This is a genomic window from Paraburkholderia sp. BL10I2N1 (assembly GCF_004361815.1).
Classification (GTDB): domain Bacteria; phylum Pseudomonadota; class Gammaproteobacteria; order Burkholderiales; family Burkholderiaceae; genus Paraburkholderia.
Genome location: NZ_SNWA01000001.1, coordinates 1,278,372 through 1,296,452 on the forward strand (window position 1 = coordinate 1,278,372; position 18,081 = coordinate 1,296,452).

Here is an 18,081-nt window from a genome sequence, read left to right on the forward strand (position 1 = left end):
ACGGGACGCACGAGGAATAGGAATGGGCCACGAAGAGTTCATGTCCCAGGAGGAGGTCGATGCCCTCCTCAAGGGCGTTACCGGTGAATCGGACGCCGAATCCGATGCGAGCGACAGGTCCGGCATCCGCCCGTACAACATCGCCACGCAGGAACGCATCGTCCGTGGCCGGATGCCCGGCCTCGAAATCATCAACGACCGTTTCGCGCGTCTTTTGCGCGTCGGTATCTTCAACTTCATGCGGCGCACGGCGGAAATCTCCGTCGGCCCGGTGAAGGTGCAGAAGTACAGCGAGTTCACCCGCAACCTGCCCATCCCGACGAACCTGAACCTCGTCCACGTGAAGCCCCTGCGCGGCACGTCGCTGTTCGTGTTCGATCCGAACCTCGTGTTCTTCGTCGTCGACAACCTGTTCGGCGGCGACGGCCGCTTCCACACACGCGTCGAAGGCCGCGATTTCACCGCAACCGAACAACGCATCATCGGCAAACTGCTCAACCTCGTGTTCGAGCACTACGCGACATCGTGGAAGAGCGTGCGCCCGCTGCAGTTCGAATTCGTGCGCTCGGAAATGCACACGCAGTTCGCCAACGTCGCCACGCCGAACGAAATCGTCATCGTCACGCAGTTTTCGATCGAGTTCGGCTCGACGGGCGGCACGCTGCACATCTGCATGCCGTATTCGATGATCGAACCGATTCGCGACATCCTGTCCTCGCCGATCCAGGGCGAAGCCATGGATATCGACCGCCGCTGGGTGCGCGTGCTGTCGCAGCAGGTTCAGTCGGCGCAAGTCGAGCTGACCGCCGATCTCACGCAGGTGCCGGTCACGTTCGAACAGATCCTGAACATGCGCAAGGGCGACGTGCTGCCGCTCAATATCCCCGAGCACATCACGGCGAAGGTCGATGGTGTGCCGGTGATGGAATGCGGCTACGGAATTTTCAATGGTCAGTACGCGTTGCGGGTCCAGAAGATGATCAGCGCAGCGGACACGATGAAGGAAGGTGGATATGAGTGAGCTGAACCCCACGCCGGAGAAGGAACTCCCGGTCGGCGAGCCGCAACCGGCCGCCACGGAAGCCGCAACTGAAGAAGATGAGATTGCAATGGACGATTGGGCAAGCGCGCTCGCCGAGCAAAACGATAACCCCGGAGTGAACGCGGCGACGGCAGGTGTGTTCCAGCCGCTGTCGAAGGTCGAACCGACCACCACGCGTAACGACATCGACATGATCCTGGACATCCCCGTCCAGATGACCGTCGAACTCGGCCGCACCAAGATCGCAATCCGCAACCTGCTGCAACTCGCGCAGGGCTCGGTCGTGGAACTCGATGGCCTCGCCGGCGAACCGATGGACGTGCTCGTGAACGGCTGCCTGATCGCCCAGGGCGAAGTGGTGGTCGTGAACGACAAGTTCGGCATCCGCCTGACCGACATCATCACGCCGTCCGAGCGCATCCGGAAGCTGAACCGATGAAACGCGTGACAGGCCTCGCCGTGCCCGAACGAAGCGGCGTGCCGTTTCGTCTGCGCACGTGCCTCGCCTCGCTGGCCGCAGTGATCCCGGCGGCGCTCGCCGCCACCGTGGCGCGTGCCGCCGACATCAACGCAGTCAACCACGCCGCACAAATCGCTTCGGGCGTGGGCGCGGGCTCCGCGGTGCCGGCGCTCGGTATCGGCGCGGTGCTGCAAACGCTCGTGGGACTACTCGTCGTGATCGGCCTCGTGTTCGGTTGCGCATGGCTCGCCCGGCGCCTCGGCCTTCAGCCTTCGCAGCGCAGCGGACTCGTGAAGACGATCGGGGGCGCGTCGCTCGGCGGCAAGGAGCGCGTTGCGGTCGTCGAGATCGGCGATACGTGGCTCGTGCTCGGCGCCGCGCCCGGCAACGTGCGGCTGCTTCATACCATGCCCGCCGGCCCGGCCGGCGCGGACCTCATGCCCGCGTGCACACCGGCTGCGCCCGGCGCGCTGCCCGGCACTTTCGGACAACGCTTTCGCGACGCGCTCAAAAACGAAGCAGGCAAACGTTTTCAGCGACGCGCGAGCGGAGAACAGTAAATGCAGTTCAATCATCGTGAAGCGCAGGATGCCGGCGCGCCGGCCAACCACGCGCTGAAAAACGCGCGAGCAGGCGCACTGCCGCGCTCAGGCAGCCGTGTCGGCACGGCATTGCGCCGCGTCGCGCCGCTTGCGGTTCCTGCACTGATGCTCGCGCTGCCGACGCTCGCATTCGCGCAGACGGCCGGCCTCCCCGCCTTCAACACAAGCCCCGGCCCGAACGGCGGCACGACGTATTCGCTGAGCGTGCAGACGATGCTGCTGCTCACGATGTTGACGTTCCTGCCAGCAATGGTACTGATGATGACGAGCTTCACGCGGATCATCATCGTGCTGTCGCTGCTGCGCCAGGCGCTCGGCACGACTACGACGCCGCCGAACCAGGTGCTCGTCGGTCTGGCTCTGTTCCTGACGCTGTTTGTGATGTCGCCGGTGCTCGACAAGGCCTATACAGACGGCTACAAGCCTTTCTCCGAAGGCACGCTGCAGATGGACCAGGCGGTCTCACGCGGGCTTGCGCCGTTCAAGACCTTCATGTTGCGGCAAACGCGTGAAACCGATCTCGCACTCTTTGCACGGATCTCTCACGCCGCGCCGATGCAGGGCCCGGAAGATGTGCCGCTGTCGCTGCTCGTGCCGTCGTTCGTCACCAGCGAACTGAAGACTGGATTCCAGATCGGCTTTACGATCTTCATTCCGTTCCTCATCATCGACATGGTGGTGGCCAGCGTGCTGATGTCGATGGGGATGATGATGATTTCGCCCGCGACGATCTCGCTGCCGTTCAAGCTGATGCTGTTCGTGCTCGTCGACGGCTGGCAGCTGTTGCTGGGTTCGCTCGCGCAGAGCTTCGTGTGACCGCCGCAAACAGGGAATATCGATCATGACGCCCGAAGCAGTCACCACACTCGCGCATGAAGCGATGTATGTCGCCCTGATGCTCGCTTCGCCGCTACTTCTCGTGGCGCTGGTGGTCGGGCTCGTGGTGAGCCTGTTTCAGGCAGCCACGCAGATCAACGAAACGACGCTGTCGTTCATTCCCAAGCTGGCGGCGATCATCCTCACGCTCGTCATCATCGGCCCGTGGATGCTGTCGACGATGCTCGACTACATGCGTCACATGTTCACGAGCATCCCGTCGTTCGCGACCTGACCCTCGCCCGCTACGCACGTTCGATGTTTTCCGTCACCTACGCGCAACTGAATGCCTGGATGACCGCCTTTCTCTGGCCGTTCGTGCGCATTCTCGCGCTCGTCGCGAGCGCACCCGCGTTCGGTGACAAGTCGGTGCCGACGCGCGTGAAGGTGGGTCTTTCGGGTTTCGTGACGATCATCGTCGCACCGACGCTCGGCGCCATGCCGCAAGTCACGGTCTTCTCGTCTGACGGCTTGTGGATTATCGTCAACCAGTTCCTGATCGGTATCGCGCTCGGCTTCACGATGCAGATCGTGGTCGCCGCGGTCGAGGCGACCGGCGAAATCGTCGGGCTCGGCATGGGTCTCGGCTTCGCAACGTTCTTCGACATTCACGCGAGCGGCTCGAGCGCGGTGCTGTCACGCTACATGTGGGCCATCGCGATGCTCACGTTCCTCGCGTTCGACGGCCATCTGCAGATGTTGAATGCGCTCATCGCAACGTTCCAGTCGGTGCCGATATCGGCCAGTCTGCTGGGTGCGAACGCCTGGCGCATGCTGGCCGCGTATGGCGGCACGATTCTCTCGGCCGGACTGCTGCTGTCACTGCCTGTCGTCACCGCCTTGCTGATATGCAACCTCGCGCTCGGCATTCTCAACCGCGCAGCGCCGCAGATCGGCGTCTTCCAGGTGGGCCTGCCGCTGACGATGATCGTCGGTCTCCTGCTCGTACAGCTGATGCTGCCGAACATGATCCCGTACTTCTCCCGGCTGTTCGACAACGGTATCGAGGAAATGGGACGCGTAGCGGCGGCCTTCCGGTAGCGGCGAACAGTCCGACCGACGCCAGACGGACTTCAGATACGGACCGAAAGAAAGCCCGGGTCCTTGCGGCCCCCGGGCTTTCTTTTCAAACCGCCAGTATTGCCGGTGCCGGTCAGTTGCTGATGTAGTTGAACAGCGACATCTTCTGGATCATCGTGAAGCCTTGCTGCGCCGCCTGCAGCGAGTACTGGGTCATCGTGTACTTGCTGACGACCTTCGTCATGTCGATATCCGTGAAATTGGCCAGGTTGCTTTGCGTCTGCAGCGAGTTGCTCTGCGTGACCGACTGCAGTGCCTGAACTTCGTTTTCGCGGCCACCAACCGAAGCCTGCACCGTGACGACGTTGTTCAACGTATTGGCGAGCTTGCTCATGCCCGTCGTCAGTGCGTTGTTCAGGGTCGCTGCCGCCGCCGTCGAGCTTCCTACGGGAACCTGCAACGCGGCCACAACTGCATCGAGGTTAGCGAACACGTCGGTGCCGGCCTGCGTCGCAGGCGTGACGCTGAACGAGTCGCCGGTGGCCGGCGCCCCCGAAATCGCGACGGTCTGGCCGCCGCCGAGCGCGATCGCCGAGCCTGCGGTGTACGTCCCGGCTACGGCAGGCGTGCCCGCGGTAACGTTGGTTACCGTATAGGTTGTCGGACTCGTGAACGCAATTGAGAACTGATCCGCATTGGTCGCGCTCCCGGCGTTGGTCGTGCTTACCGGGCTGATCGTCCCGCTGCCGGTATTCCCGGCCGCTCCCGAAGGAATTGAACTCGTGCCCGCCGCCCCCACGCTGAGGAATACCTGCGCGCCGGTGTCGCCGGTCGCGATGGTCCGCGTGCCGGTGACCTGCACGCTCTGTACGCCGTTATCTCCGGTGTACTGCACAGCGCCGCTCGAGCCGACGCTGAACGGCGCGTTAGCAGACTGGAAACCTGCAAACAGGTAATTGCCCGATCCGTCGGTGCTGTTCGCGAGCCCCATCAGCTGCTTGCGCAGACCCTGCAATTGCGTCGCGATGGCGCTCCGGTTGCTGTCGTTGAGCGAGCCGTCGCCGGCGCGCACGAGCAGCGTGTTGACGTTGGTCAGCACGCTGTTGACGCTCCCCAGCGTCGAGTCTTCCGCCTGCAGCGACGAGAGCGCAGTATTCTGGTTGGTGGAATACTGCGACAGCGTCGATGCCTGCATGCTCAGCTGGACAGCCTGGGCGGCGCCCACCGGATTGTCCGACGGCGTGCTGATGGCCACGCCGCTGGAGAGCTGCTGGTAGAGTTGCCCGAGCGTCGCCTGCTGGTCGTCCATCGTCTGGACGTTCATGCCGAAATACTGGCTCGTAGAGATGCGCATATGCGTTCAACGCCTCACTGGAAAATGCCGAGGATGGTCTGGAACAGCGTGTTGGCGGTCTGGATGACCTTGCTGTTCGCCTGATACAGCTGCTGATACTGCAGCAGGTTGGCCGCTTCCTCGTTGATGTTGACGCCCGACACCGCCTGCTGTGCGGTCGTGATCTGCGTGACGAGCGAACTCTGTGCCGTGTTCGCCGTCTGCACCTGGTTGGTCTGATTGCCGATGTTGTTGACGTAGTTCGCGTACGCGTCAGTCAACGTGACGGAGCCGCCGTTCAGCTGCTTCGCAGTCACGAGGTTTGATATTGCCTGCGCGTTGCGGCCGTCCTGGCCGCCGCCGGTGTTGGTCGCAATCGCGAACGTGTCGCCATTCGAGGGCGCACCGCTGATCGTCACGGTCACACCGTTCATGGCGCCACCTGCCGGCACGGTAGCGCCGCCATTGATCGTCAGGGTCGCGCCCGAAGCGGCGCTGTACGGCACCGGTGTCGTGCCGGCTGCGTTGATCGTGTACGTGGTGGCTGGCGTCCCCGCCACGGTCACGACCGAGTACGGCGGAAAGCCCGTCAGCTGGCCGCCGGCCGTCGAGCTATAGGTGAGTGTCGTCGTCGACGAAGGCAGCGAGTAACCTGCAGTGACCGTGCCCTGTGTGATCGTCGCCGAGCCGGCGTTCGACGTCCCAACTGTCGCGAGCACCGGTGAAGATGCGGCGATTGCCGAGCCGCTCGTGGTCGTCAGCGCGAAGTTGTTCAGTGCGGCGCGCGTCGGCTCGACCGTGAACGAGTCTCCCGCCGCCATCGAACCTGTCAACGTGAACTGCAGCCCGCCGATCGGATTGGTCAGGCTGGTCGCCTGGCCGACGATGCTGCCCGTCGCCTTGTCGGTCAGCGTGTAGTTGGTGCCGTCGAAGGCGAGCGTGTAGTCGCTCGTCGTCGGCTGGGCGGCGTTCGCGAACGAGACGCCCAGCGTCGCACCGCCGGTGTTTTTCGGGTTGGTGTAGACAGTCGGGCTACCGACTGTGAACAGCGCGCCGCCCGCGTTGCCGGACAGGTCGATACCCAGCGCGTTCTGCGCGTTCACCTGGGCGGCGAAGCTCGTCGCGATTGCGCCCAGCTGGGCTTCGGCTGGATCGAGTGACTGGCTGCGGAACGTCAGCAAGCCGCCAAGCTGGCCGCCCACATCGGTGCTGTCCGGGATGGCCTGCGGCGTCGGTGCTGGATTCTGACCGGCCAGCCCTGCGTACGCCACCGCGAGTTCCGTCGGATCCGACGGCGAAGTCATGGTGGTGAGGTTGAAGCTCTTGTCGCTCACCACGAGCGGCTGGCCGTTGCCCATGAACACGCTATAGCCGCTGCTGCCCTGCACGACCTGCACGCCGACGAGTTTCGACAGGTTCGACACCGCGAGATCGCGCTGGTCCAGCAGCTGGTTCGGCGGCTGGCCCGACGAGCTGGCGGCGGCGATCTGAACGTTCAGCTGCGCGATCTGCGCCGAGTACGTGTTGACCTGCGCAACGGTGTTGGTGAGCTGCGTGTTCACGCTCTGGCGCAACTGGTCGTACTGGTCGCCCGCAGCGTTGATCTGGTCGGCGAGCGACTGCGCGCTGCTCACCGCGGTCTGGCGCATGGCCTGATTGGATGCGCTGTTGGCGACGTTCTGCAAACCCGTGAAGTAGCTTGTGATCGCGCTCGAAATACCCGTCGTCGGACTGCCGACCGCGTTATTGAGCTGCGCGATCATCGTGTAGTAGGACGTCAGCGAGCCCGACTGCGACTGCGCCGTGTTCAGTTCGCTGGTCAGGTACTGGCTGTACTGGCGCTGCACGGTCGTCGTCGACACGCCCTGCGGCAGATAGCCCGATCCCGTGTACTGCCCGCTCGTTTCCGAATAGACGGGACGCTCGACCGAATAGCCGGCCGTCGCCTGGTTGCTGATGTTCTGACCTGTCGTCGTCAGCCCCCACTGGGCTGCGTTGAGTCCACTAAGGCCGATATTGAAAAGGGTACTGGACATGCGTCATCCTGAATGGCGACCGGCAGCTGCCGCCGAGTTGACTGAACACCATGTATATCGGCCAACCCGCAAAAAGATTGAGGGCCAATTGCGGATCGGGACGCCCTTTTTAGCGGGATATTTCGTGTTCTGCGGGCGTCGGTCGGGTGTGCAGCGCACGCGATTATCGCGTGCGTGCCTTAGGCGTGCTTTTGAACTGACTGCGGTCTGCGGCTGACCTGCTTACGGCCTGTTTCCGTCAGGCCCGAACGAGCGAGCGGCGCTTCATTTCAAGCTGCGTGATGAGGCGCTGCAGCGTGTTCTCCGCGTTGCCCGGCAGCGTGACGAAGCGAAAACCAAGCTGATAACGCTGCATGCCGTTCGGCTGCGCGGCCGCGCGCGTCGAAACGAGTTCGAGGTCGACCGTCAGCTTGCCGAGCGCGCCGAGACTCAGTTCGGTATCGGGCAGAAGCGCGCCCAGCTGTAGCTGTGCGACGCGCTCATCCGTCGTGCGCATGCCGACGCCGCCCAGCGACAGGTCCTGCACGTCGAAGCGGAATGGCCCGCCCTCCGGCAGGCGGCCGCTGCAGATATACGGATCGAGTATCGGCCCCTCGACGCGGAAATACTCGCGGCGCTGCACGTAGAAGAGCACTTCCGGGAAATCCGACTCGAATGCCGGCCGGCCTTCGTACTGGGTCGCGCGGGGCGTCGGCGTCGCGAATTCGACGCGCACGCCATCCGGCGACGCGTGGAAATGGCTGCGCTGCGCGGCGAGCAATCCCTGGTTCTGCTCGGCGAGCGCGCCCCAGTCAAACGTAAACGTTCGGCTGCGGACATCGACGTCGAGGATTTTCGTAACGAGCTGTCCGCCCTTGTACTGAACAGTCAGAAAATCGCCACGGTTGACGAGATTGCGCAGCTGAACGCCGATTTCCAGCGGATTGCGACGACCGAAATCGTGGCCGCTTTCAGCGTCGTTCGCCGGGCTGTTTTCGACGCCATTTGACTGGGTGGTATCCATGAGCTTGCCGGTATGCCTGTTCTTGCGGGCACGTCCTGCGGGTGGGGACGGGGAGCCGTTTTGCAGGCCTCGTCCGTTGCCTTCAGACGCGCGTTCAACCGGAGTTGCTTACTGCGCCTTTCCGGTATCGGGTCTATCTGATTAGCGGCAGCGGATCCCCAAAGTTTAGGGCCGTCTCGCGAAATATTTTCCGCAAACGTTCAACCCGCGCGGGACCGGCAGCGCGGCGCAGTGCAGCGAAAAGAGGAGAAGTCCGGCGTGAACTTGCGAGGCGGGCCGCGTCAGCCCATCTTCTGCATGATCGAGATGAGCTTTTTCGCGTAGTGCGGGTCGGTTGCGTAGCCGGCGCGTTGCATGCCGTGCGCAAAGCCGTTTACATCGTGCGACGAATTCAGCACCTGGGCGTAGCGCGGATTCGCTTTCAGCATGCCTGCGTAATCGGTCATCGCCTGCTCGTACGAGTCGTAGGCGCGGAACTTCTCGACCTTGCGCTGCGGCTTGCCGTCAACGTATTCGGTCGTGACCGTCGACACCGTCTTGCCGGTCCAGTCTTTCGTCGCCTTGATGCCGAACACGTTGTGGCTCGTCGAACCGTCGATCTTCCTGATCTCGCTCTTGCCCCAACCCGATTCCAGTGCCGCCTGGCCGATGATGAAACGCGCCGGGATGCCCGTCGCCTGGCTGGCGGCCTGGGCCGGCGCGGCGAGCTTGTCGACGAACGCATCGATCTTCGGCGACGAGCCGTCGCCTTTCATCGGCGGCGTCAGTGCGCTGTTCGCCGAATAACCCTTACCCGACTGCAACGCACCGTTGTTCGCAGGGTTCGCATAGGCCTTTGCGAGCGCGTTGAGTGCGGCGCTGTTGCCATTCGCGTCGCCGGCCTGCATGCCGGAATTGAGCATCAACTGCTTGAGCATCGCATCGGCCACGCCTATGCCCTTGTTCGACATCTGCTGCGCCAGTTGCTGGTCGAGCATCGACGTAAACGTCGCGCTGTCATGCGAATCGAACGGGCCGTCGGAGGGCGTCGCTTCGCGCATGCTTTTCAGCATCATCTGCGTGAACACCGCGTCGAACTGCTTCGCGGCGGACTTCATCGCCTCCTGCGGCGCGGCCTTCGCCTGGGCGCGCATGGCGTCGAAGCCCTGCACGTCGAGCGCGAAGCGCTGCGACAGGTCGGGTGCGTTGAGTGTCGAATCGGAATTCATCGCTGTTCCTTAGATGATTTCGAGGTCGGCGCGCAATGCGCCCGCTGCCTTCATCGCCTGGAGGATCGACATCAGATCCGCCGGCGTCGCCCCAAGGGCGTTGAGTGCCTTCACCACGTCAGCGAGATTCGCTCCAGCACTGACGAGCTTCAGCGCTCCGTTCTCCTGCTTCAACTGGATCTGCGACTGTTGCGCAACCACGGTCTGGCCGTTCGAGAACGCGCCCGGCTGGCTCACCACCGGCGTCGTATTCACCACCACCGACAGATTGCCGTGCGCGACGGCACAGTTCTGCAACGTCACCATCTGGTTCATCACGATCGAGCCGGTGCGTGCGTTCAGGATCACCTTCGCGGCCGCCTGTGCCGGCTTCACGTCGAGATTCTGCAGTTGCGCCATGAATGCGACCTGCTGCGCCGGATCGGCCGGCGCGCGCAACTGGATCGTGCGGCCGTCGAGCGCGACGGCAGTGCCGAAGCCAAACGCATTGTTCACGGCCGCGGTGATGCGTTGCGTCGTGTCGTAATCCATGTCGTTCAGTTCGAGCTGCATCGTGCCCGCTTGTGAGATCGACGTCTGCACGGCGCGCTCGATGAGTGCGCCGCCTGCGATGCGACCCGCGGCAAGCTGGTTCACCTGCACCTTGCTGCCGTTGGCGCTCGCGCCTGCGCCGCCCACCGCCATGTTGCCCTGCGCAAGCGCGTACACCTGGCCGTCGGCGCCCTTCAGGGGGGTGAGCAGCAGCGTGCCGCCGCGCAGGCTCTTGGCGTTGCCAAGCGACGAGACGGTCACATCGATCGCTTCGCCGGGCCGCGCGAACGGCGGCAACGTCGCCGTCACCATCACGGCCGCGACGTTTTTCAGCTGGATGTTCGACAGCGAAGATGAACCGCCGCTGCTGCCCGCATTGGCCTGTGCGTTGTTGATCGAGATGCCGAGGTTCGCGAGCATGTTCGCGAGGGTCTGCGTCGTGAACGGCGTTTGCGTGGTCTGGTCGCCCGTGCCGTCGAGGCCGACGACCAGGCCGTAACCGATCAGCGGGTTGTCGCGCACGCCCTGGATCGACACGAGGTCTTTCAGGCGTTCGGCATGGGCCACCGGCGTGGCGACGGGCAGCGCTGCGCACGCCAGTGCGAACAGGGCGAGCGCACGGCAGACGGAGCCGAAGCGGCCGTGCGGGCGGCGGATACGGGCGAAGCCGGCGCGGCGGCAAATTGCGAGTCCCATGATCACCACGGTGAAACGTTGAGGAAGAAGCGTTGCAGCCAGCCCATGTTCTCGGCCTCGTCGATATAGCCTTTCGCCGAGTATTCGATCTTCGCGTCCGCCACCTGGGTGGAGTACACGTAGTTCGCGCCGGAAATCGTGTTCGGATTGACGACACCCGAGAAGCGCACGAACTCGTTGCCCTGGTTGATCAGCATCTGCTTTTCGCCGCTGACGATCAGGTTGCCGTTCGGCTGCACGCCGGTGACAGTGACGGTAATCGTGCCGTTGAAGGTGTTGGCCGCGCTCGCGCCGCCCGTGCCCTGGAACTTGTTGGCGCCGCTCGCGTCGAGGTCGACCCGGTTGAACAGACCGCTGAGAAAGCCGGCCGTCGGCACGCCGAATTTCGTGCTGCCATTGCGGTTAGCTGCCGCCTGCGACGACTTCGTCGCGTTGATGTTTTCGGCGATGACGATGGTGATGATGTCGCCTACATTGCGCGGCCGCTGGTCTTCGAAGAGCGGCCGACCTGCGTAGCCCGGGTTGTAGATCGCGCCCGGCGACGAATTCACCGGCGGCACCGGGGGAGCGGCCGTCATCGGCTGCTGGACGATCGGCTCCCTCGGCACGAGCGCGCAGCCGCCAAGGCCGGCCATCAACGTGCCGGCGAACGCGGCGAACCACACCGCGCGCGCGCAGCCCGTTTCTTTCGGGAGTCGGATGGAGTGCGACATCTTGATTACCGCCTGTCTGTTTCTAAACCGTCAAGCCGTCAGACCGGCATCTGGCTGAGGGTCTGCAGCATCTGGTCGGAAGTCGTCACGGCCTTGCTGTTGATTTCATACGCACGCTGGGTCTGGATCATGTTCACCAGTTCCTGCACGACATTCACGTTCGATGCCTCGACATAGCCCTGATTCAGCGAGCCAGCACCGTTCAGCCCCGGCTGCGAGACGTTCGGTGCACCCGACGACTGGGTTTCGGAGAACAGGTTTTCGCCCTTCGCTTCGAGGCCGGCCGGGTTGATGAACGTCGCAAGTTGCATCGAGCCTACCTGCTGCGTCGCGGTCGAGCCGGCCGTGGTGATCGACACGGTGCCGTCGCTGCCGATCGTGAGCGACGTCGCATTGACGGGAATCGTGATCGGCGGCGTCACCTGATAGCCGCTCGACGTGACGAGCTGGCCCTGGGCGTTGGTCTGGAAAGAGCCGTCGCGCGTGTAGGCGGTTGTGCCATCCGGCATCTGCACCTGAAAGAAGCCGTTGCCGTTGATGGCGACGTCTTTCGAATTGCCGGTCTGCTGCAGGTTGCCCTGCGTGTAGAGGCGTTCTGTTGCGACCTGCTGCACGCCGGTGCCGAGCTGGATGCCCGACGGCAGTTCGGTCTGCTGCGTCGAGTTCGCGCCCGGCTGGCGGATGGTCTGATACAGCAGATCCTCGAACACGGCGCGCGAGCCCTTGAAGCCATTGGTGCTGACGTTCGCGAGGTTGTTCGAGATCACGTCCATCTGCGCCTGCTGCGCATTCATGCCAGTCGCGGCGATATAGAGTGAGCGGTTCACGATGTATTTCTCCTGGAGCGCAGGCGTGCCTGCAGCCGGTATTAACTGAAGTCGAGCAGCTTGTTGGCCGACTGATCGTTCTGATCGGCGGCTTCGAGCATCTTCGTCTGCATCTGGAACTGCCGCGCGTTGGTGATCATCGACACCATCGCCGCAACCGGATTCACATTGCTGCCTTCGAGCGCCCCCCCGATGACGATCGCGTTCGGATCGGCATCGGCCGGGTTGCCGTCCGAGGTGCGATAGAGACCGTCGTCGCCATGCACGAGCGTTGCCGGGTCGGGGTTCACGATCTTCAGCTGGTCGACGACCACGACGGCGGTGGGCGGATCGCCCGGCGTCAGTGCCGACACGGTGCCGTCTTTGCCGATCGTGATCTGGGCGCCCGGCGGCACCGAAATCGGGCCGCCCGTGCCGAGCACCGGCTGGTTCGTCGCCGTCACCAGCTGGCCGTTCGGGTCGACGTGCAAGGCGCCAGCGCGCGTGTACGCTTCGTTGCCGTCGGCGGCGAGCACGGACAGCCAGCCCGGGCCCTGCACGGCGACATCGAGCGGATTGCCGGTCTGCTGGATCGGGCCGGGCGTGTAGTCCGCGCCCGGCGTCGACGACAGCACGAAGGTCCGGGTCGTGGTGTTGTTGACGGTGCTGCCGTCGCCGAACGCCATCGGCACGGCGCGGAAAGTCGCGAGCTGCGCGCGGAAGCCCGTCGTCGACGCGTTCGCGAGGTTGTTCGCGATCACAGCCTGCTGATCGAGCGCCTGCGTGGCGCCCGACATCGCGGTGTATATGAGCCGGTCCATGATGGTGTCGGTGAGTGCTGCGCTTACAGGTTGATCAGCGTTTGATCGACGGCCTGCTGGGTCTTGATCGTCTGCGCGTTCGCCTGGTAGTTGCGTTGCGCCGTGATCAGGTTCACCAGTTCGCTCGTCAGGTCGACGTTCGAGTTTTCCAGCGCGCCGCCCTGCACCGTGCCGTGGTTCGTGCTGCCCGGCGTCGAGATCTGTGCGACGCCCGAAGCCGCCGTTGCCTGAAACTCGTTGTTGCCCAGGTTGATGAGGCCGTTCTGGTTCGCAAAGTTCGCGAGCACGACCTGGCCAAGGGCAGCCGTCTGGCCGTTCGAATAGTTGCCGGTGAGCGTGCCGTCGGTGCCGACCGTGAAGTTGGTCAGCTGGCCGGCGGCGAAACCGTCCTGGTTGAGCGAATTGGTGCCGTCCTTGCTGCCGTACTGCGTCGTGCCGCCGATCTTCAGCAGCAGGCTTTGCGGTGTGGAAGAACCGTCGGTGTTCGGAATCGAGAAATTGAACGCGAGCGGCGTGGCGGTCGCAACGCCGGCGGCGTCGGTCGTGGAGAGCAGGTTGCCCGACGTGTCGAACTGCGCCGTGCCGATCTTGCTCGCCGTGCCCGTCGATGAGCCCGCATAGACGTCCCACGAGCCTGCAGCCGTCTTCACGAAGTACATGTTGACCTGCTGCTGGCCGCCGAGCGAGTCGTACACCGGCACCGACGTCGAGTAGCTGTAGGTCGACGAGTCGGTCTGGTTGAACGCCGGGCGGTTGGGCGTGACGGTGACCACGTCGCCCGTCACGGCGGCGCCGGTGAGGGTCACCGTTTCGCCGGTGCCCAGGGTGATTGCCTGGCCTGCGGTGTACGTGCCTGTTGTGGTCGTGGTGCCGTCGGACAGGCTATAGCTGTTCGCACCGGTAAAGGTGATCGTGTAGGTGTTCGCGTTGGTGCCCGCTGCGCCATGGGTGATCGTCGCACCGCTGCTTGCCAGCGTCGAGCCAGCGTTGACCGTCGGGAACGCAACCGTCGGCGTGCTGAGCACGAGATTGTCCTGGGCGTTCAGGTTGAGACCGGCCGTGATGGTCGCGGTCGCGGTCGGCGCGATGTTCGCCGTCGGAACCTGCAGCGGCACCGTGCCTGCCGAATTGATGATGCCGTTCTTGTTGGCGGCGTAACCCATCAGTTGCAGGCCGTCCGCGTTGACGATATAGCCGTTCTTGTCGAGCTGGAACACGCCGTTACGCGAATACGTCAGCGAGCCGTTGTTCGACATCTGGAAGAAGCCCTGGCCGTTGATCGCGACGTCGAGCGCCTGATTGGTCGTCGTGATCGTGCCTTGCGAGAACTGCTGCTGCACCGACGCGAGGCGCGAGCCGATACCGATCTGGTTGTTGACGGCAGTGGCCACCGAATTGGCGTACATGTCGGCGAATTGCGCCGTGCCCTGCTTGAAGCCCACCGTATTTGCATTGGCGATGTTGTTGCCGATCACGTCGAGATCGCTCGACGCGCCTGCCAAACCGCTCAACCCTTGCTGGTAACCCATGACGGTCTCCGTGTCTGATGTATCTGGATGCAGTTAGATGATGGCGGCGACAGTCGACAGACCGACCGTGCTGCCGTTCGACAGGACGAGGCCCGCGGTGCCGTCGGTCTGCTTGATGACGCCCTGAACCGTCGCGGCGGACAACGTCGTCGCGGTCGCCGCCTTGCCGCCGACCGTGCCGGTCGCGGTGATCGTGTAGGTGCCGTCCGGCAGCGCATTGCCTGCCGTGTCGACCGGCGTCCAGCCGACCGGAATCGTGCCCGCCGACTGCTTGCCGAGGTCGATCGTGTTGACGATCGTGCCGGCCGAGTTCTTGACGACGACCTGCAGGTCCGACGCGGCGTTCGCGAGCGTCACGCCGAAGCCGGTGGCCTTGCCGCTCGCGACGGAGAAGGTGCTGCCCGGAGCCAGCACGGTCGTGCCGATCAGGTTCGCGGCCTGGGTCTGCTGGCCGGCCGTCAGTTGCGTCGACAGCGACGTGAGCGACGTGTTGAGCTGGCCGATACCCGTCACCGTATTGATTTGCGCAAGCTGCGAAGTCATCTGCGAGCTGTCCATCGGGCTCGTCGGATCCTGGTTCTTCATCTGCGCGACGAGCAGTTGCAGGAAGGTGTTCTGCAGGTCGGTTGCCGTGTTGCCGGTCGATTGCGTGCTCGACGTGCTGCTGTTCGTGCCGTTCATCGTGTCGAGCAGCGACTGCGAAACGGTCGTGCCGTTGCTGCCGATAGTGGTGTTGGTCGTCAAGGAAATGCTCCTCAGGTTCCGATCGTTAGCGTTTTCAGCATCAGCTGTTTCGCGGTATTCAGGGTTTCCACATTCGCCTGGTACGAGCGTGAGGCCGAGATCATGTTGACCATTTCCTGCACGGGGTCGACATTGGGCAGCGTCACATAACCATCCGCGTTGGCCGACGGATTGCTCGGGTCGTAGGCTGTCTTCATCGGCGTCGGATCGTCGACGACGCCCGTCACCTGAACGCCGCCGATCTGCTGGCCGGAACCGGTGCGCGCGCCGCCGATCGGGTTCACGGCGAACACGACCTGCTTCGCCTTGTACGGCTGGCCGTCGGGGCCGGTCGTACTGTCCGCGTTGGCGAGATTCGACGCCGTGACGTTGAGCCGCTGCGACTGCGCGGACAACGCCGAACCGGCGACGTTGAAAATGTTCATCAGGGATGGCATGGCTTGCTGACCTCTCTTGCCGGTGTGTCCGGCTTCTAGTCCCGTAGCGTGTGGTTTCTGGCGGTGCTCAAGGGTGGTGCCTTGCAACTGCGTGCTGCGTTACGAGCCCGACGTGATGGCCGAGAGCATCGTCTTGATCTGTTGCGACAACACGGTCATGCCCGACTCGAAGTGCAGCGAGTTGTCGGCGAACTGGACACGCTCGGCGTCGAGATCGACGGTGTTGCCGTCGAGCGCTGGCTGGGTCGGGATGCGGTAAGCGACGGTGCCGAAGTCGTCGGTCGGGCCGCCGGTCGCCTGCAGGGTGGCCTTGCCCGCCATGTGGCCCCGCTCGGTGGACACCATCGACATGCCGCTCGTCACGCCGGCCGGCTGCGTCATCGCCAGCGACGAACTGTTCGACGCGCCGGGCGTGGCGCCGCCACTCTTCTTCAGCGCGCCGGCGAGCGACGACGCGAAATCGACATCGCGTGCCTTGTAGCCTGGCGTGTCGGCGTTCGCGATATTCGACGACAGCAGTTCCTGGCGGTAAGCGCGCACATCGAGCGCCTGACGGCCAAAGGCGAATTCGGCATCGAGTTTGTCCAGCATGTTCTCTCCGGATGACGGTCCGAGGCTTCCTGCGCCGGCCTGCTTCCGTCTCCCGCGAGACGAAAGCGTAGCTGGCGGCCAGGAAGGCCTTTTTGCATGAGGTGCATCTTATGGGCGCAATGCAAGCGGCAATCGGACGAATAACCGGGGAAGCCGGCCTCTATTCAACGTTTGCGCAACGGGTGGCGTCTCTAGAATGCGATTCGTACTGATGCATTCGATGGAGAGTCACGATGGCCCTGTCCGCTTCCGAGGTCCCCCGCACAGCGCGCCGCGCCCGCGCCGGTGCCGCGCGGACACTGGCGGCATGGGCAATGTTCGCCATCGGCGGCGTTGCCATCGTGCTGCCGGTCAGCACCCGCGCACAGGAAGCGGGCGGACCGATCGTGATTCCCGGCCCCGCTGAAAAGAATCCCGCCGCGCTGGCTGCGCTGGCGGAGCGTGTGAACGCGCCTGCTGCCGTCGCTGCCCCGCCGGCAGCACCGGCCGCCATGCAGGTGCCGGTGGCGGCGCCTTCAGCAGGCGAGCGTAACAATGGGGATCGCTTCGCCAGCGCGGCAAAGGCGGACGGCGCGATTGTGATCCCCGGCGCCGGCGAAGCCGCGGCACCCGTTCAACAGCCCGCGCTGACGCGCGTGAGCCAGCAGACAGCAACCCGGCAAGTGCTGCCGGTCGTGGTCGCGCCGGCCCGGGCGGGCGGGCTGCAGCCCGCAGCGGCGCAGTCCGTTGCGATGAATCAACCGGATGGTTCGGGCGCCTCGCTCGACCCGCTCGCGTCGCGCGGCGAGCCGCCGCAGTTGCGCTCAGGGAGCAACTCAGGCACTAACTCAGGCAGCAACACGGGCGTACCGGCCAACGACATCGGTCGGGTAGTCCCGGCCGCGCAAGTCCGGCTTCAGGCTCAAGCCCAGCAAGGCAGCGTTGCCTCCCAACCGGTGGCCCAGCCCGTGCAGCCCGCGCCCGCCGGGCAGCAGGACGCCGAATCGATCCGCCGCGCCGCGCTCGCGTTTCTCCAGCAGCAGGCGGCCGGTCTGCCAGGCAAGATCGACATCACCGTCGCGCCGGTCTTTCCGCGCGGCCTCGCGGCCTGCACGGCGCTCGCGCCGTTCATGCCTACCGGCACGCGTCTGTGGGGCCGTACCACGGTCGGTGTACGCTGTGCCGGCGAACATCCGTGGACGCTTTACCTGCAAGCGCGGATTGCGCTGCACGCCACCTACTACCTTGCCTCGCGCGCCATCGCGCCGGGCGAAATGCTGACTGCCGCCGATCTCGTCGCCCGTGACGGCGATCTGACCAATATGCCGCAGGCGATCGTCACGGATCCCTCGCAGGCAGTCGGCTCGGTCGCATTGATGCGCGTCGCGGCAGGCTTGCCGCTGCGTCAGGACATGCTGCGCAGCGCTTCCTCGGTAACCATTGGACAGACGGTCAGGGTCGTGGCCCAGGGCCCCGGCTTTGCGATTTCGTCGGAAGGCAGCGCGATGAACAACGCGGCGCCAGGCCAGCCGGTACGGGTCAAGACAGCCGCAGGACAGATCATCCAGGGTGTCGTGAAGGACGGCGGGACCGTCGAGATCCAGCTTTAGGATTCGAGGTGAAAGGCCTCGGGGCGACGGCGCGAAGGTGAAAT

The 18,081-nt window shown here is 64.3% G+C and carries 19 protein-coding genes; 7 read left to right on the forward strand and 12 right to left on the reverse strand.

Annotated elements, in window-relative coordinates; translation table 11 throughout:
- Nucleotides 1–22 precede the first annotated feature (22 nt).
- The 6 genes from fliM to fliR are packed head-to-tail and all read left to right on the forward strand — an operon-like array spanning nucleotide 23 to nucleotide 4,021.
- Nucleotides 23–1,021, forward strand: coding sequence for a flagellar motor switch protein FliM (gene fliM, locus B0G77_RS06050; protein WP_133661293.1), 999 nt, complete (start codon nucleotides 23–25; stop codon nucleotides 1,019–1,021).
- The gene (gene fliN / locus B0G77_RS06055) at nucleotides 1,014–1,481 is read left to right on the forward strand and encodes a flagellar motor switch protein FliN (protein WP_133661294.1); all 468 of its coding nucleotides are present in this window, start codon (nucleotides 1,014–1,016) and stop codon (nucleotides 1,479–1,481) included. The genes fliM and fliN overlap by 8 nt, the downstream gene beginning before the upstream one ends.
- Nucleotides 1,478–2,062: a flagellar biosynthetic protein FliO gene (fliO, locus tag B0G77_RS06060; protein ID WP_133661295.1), complete on the forward strand. Its 585-nt coding sequence runs from the start codon at nucleotides 1,478–1,480 to the stop codon at nucleotides 2,060–2,062. The genes fliN and fliO overlap by 4 nt, the downstream gene beginning before the upstream one ends.
- Nucleotides 2,063–2,920 carry a flagellar type III secretion system pore protein FliP gene (gene fliP / locus B0G77_RS06065; RefSeq protein ID WP_133661296.1) on the forward strand — a complete coding sequence of 286 codons (858 nt, stop codon included), beginning with the start codon at nucleotides 2,063–2,065 and terminating at the stop codon, nucleotides 2,918–2,920.
- Between the two features lie 25 nt (nucleotides 2,921–2,945).
- Nucleotides 2,946–3,215: a flagellar biosynthesis protein FliQ gene (gene fliQ, locus B0G77_RS06070; protein ID WP_133661297.1), complete on the forward strand. Its 270-nt coding sequence runs from the start codon at nucleotides 2,946–2,948 to the stop codon at nucleotides 3,213–3,215.
- Between the two features lie 23 nt (nucleotides 3,216–3,238).
- Entirely contained in the window at nucleotides 3,239–4,021 is a 783-nt protein-coding gene (gene fliR / locus B0G77_RS06075) for a flagellar biosynthetic protein FliR (RefSeq protein ID WP_133661298.1), read from the forward strand.
- Nucleotides 4,022–4,133: 112 nt separating this feature from the next.
- Here the strand turns inward: fliR and flgL are convergent, their stop codons facing one another.
- From flgL to flgB, 12 genes are all read right to left on the reverse strand, one after another.
- The gene (gene flgL / locus B0G77_RS06080; RefSeq protein ID WP_133661299.1) at nucleotides 4,134–5,354 is read right to left on the reverse strand and encodes a flagellar hook-associated protein FlgL; all 1,221 of its coding nucleotides are present in this window, start codon (nucleotides 5,352–5,354) and stop codon (nucleotides 4,134–4,136) included.
- Between the two features lie 14 nt (nucleotides 5,355–5,368).
- On the reverse strand, nucleotides 5,369–7,369 hold the full coding sequence (flgK, locus tag B0G77_RS06085; RefSeq protein WP_133661300.1) for a flagellar hook-associated protein FlgK: 2,001 nt from the start codon (nucleotides 7,367–7,369) through the stop codon (nucleotides 5,369–5,371).
- A 238-nt stretch (nucleotides 7,370–7,607) separates the two neighbouring features.
- Nucleotides 7,608–8,372: a flagellar brake protein gene (locus B0G77_RS06090; protein WP_133661301.1), complete on the reverse strand. Its 765-nt coding sequence runs from the start codon at nucleotides 8,370–8,372 to the stop codon at nucleotides 7,608–7,610.
- 281 nt (nucleotides 8,373–8,653) lie between these two features.
- On the reverse strand, nucleotides 8,654–9,580 hold the full coding sequence (gene flgJ / locus B0G77_RS06095) for a flagellar assembly peptidoglycan hydrolase FlgJ (protein ID WP_133661302.1): 927 nt from the start codon (nucleotides 9,578–9,580) through the stop codon (nucleotides 8,654–8,656).
- 9 nt (nucleotides 9,581–9,589) lie between these two features.
- Entirely contained in the window at nucleotides 9,590–10,807 is a 1,218-nt protein-coding gene (locus tag B0G77_RS06100) for a flagellar basal body P-ring protein FlgI (protein WP_243750941.1), read from the reverse strand.
- 2 nt (nucleotides 10,808–10,809) lie between these two features.
- Nucleotides 10,810–11,520, reverse strand: coding sequence for a flagellar basal body L-ring protein FlgH (gene flgH / locus B0G77_RS06105; RefSeq protein WP_133661303.1), 711 nt, complete (start codon nucleotides 11,518–11,520; stop codon nucleotides 10,810–10,812).
- 38 nt (nucleotides 11,521–11,558) lie between these two features.
- Nucleotides 11,559–12,347, reverse strand: coding sequence for a flagellar basal-body rod protein FlgG (gene flgG, locus B0G77_RS06110; protein ID WP_133661304.1), 789 nt, complete (start codon nucleotides 12,345–12,347; stop codon nucleotides 11,559–11,561).
- A 41-nt stretch (nucleotides 12,348–12,388) separates the two neighbouring features.
- A complete protein-coding gene (gene flgF, locus B0G77_RS06115; protein WP_133661305.1) occupies nucleotides 12,389–13,147 on the reverse strand; it encodes a flagellar basal-body rod protein FlgF in 759 nt (252 codons plus the stop codon).
- Nucleotides 13,148–13,170: 23 nt separating this feature from the next.
- Nucleotides 13,171–14,676, reverse strand: a complete 1,506-nt coding sequence (locus B0G77_RS06120) for a flagellar hook protein FlgE (RefSeq protein ID WP_133661306.1) — start codon at nucleotides 14,674–14,676, stop codon at nucleotides 13,171–13,173.
- 33 nt (nucleotides 14,677–14,709) lie between these two features.
- Nucleotides 14,710–15,420 (reverse strand): flagellar hook assembly protein FlgD, encoded by a 711-nt coding sequence (flgD, locus tag B0G77_RS06125; protein ID WP_133661307.1) that lies wholly within the window; start codon nucleotides 15,418–15,420, stop codon nucleotides 14,710–14,712.
- Nucleotides 15,421–15,431: 11 nt separating this feature from the next.
- Entirely contained in the window at nucleotides 15,432–15,857 is a 426-nt protein-coding gene (gene flgC / locus B0G77_RS06130; RefSeq protein ID WP_133661308.1) for a flagellar basal body rod protein FlgC, read from the reverse strand.
- Between the two features lie 99 nt (nucleotides 15,858–15,956).
- Nucleotides 15,957–16,448, reverse strand: coding sequence for a flagellar basal body rod protein FlgB (flgB, locus tag B0G77_RS06135; protein ID WP_133661309.1), 492 nt, complete (start codon nucleotides 16,446–16,448; stop codon nucleotides 15,957–15,959).
- Nucleotides 16,449–16,681: 233 nt separating this feature from the next.
- Between flgB and flgA the strand changes: the two genes are divergently transcribed.
- The gene (gene flgA, locus B0G77_RS06140) at nucleotides 16,682–18,037 is read left to right on the forward strand and encodes a flagellar basal body P-ring formation chaperone FlgA (protein WP_133661310.1); all 1,356 of its coding nucleotides are present in this window, start codon (nucleotides 16,682–16,684) and stop codon (nucleotides 18,035–18,037) included.
- The last annotated feature ends 44 nt before the right edge of the window (nucleotides 18,038–18,081 follow it).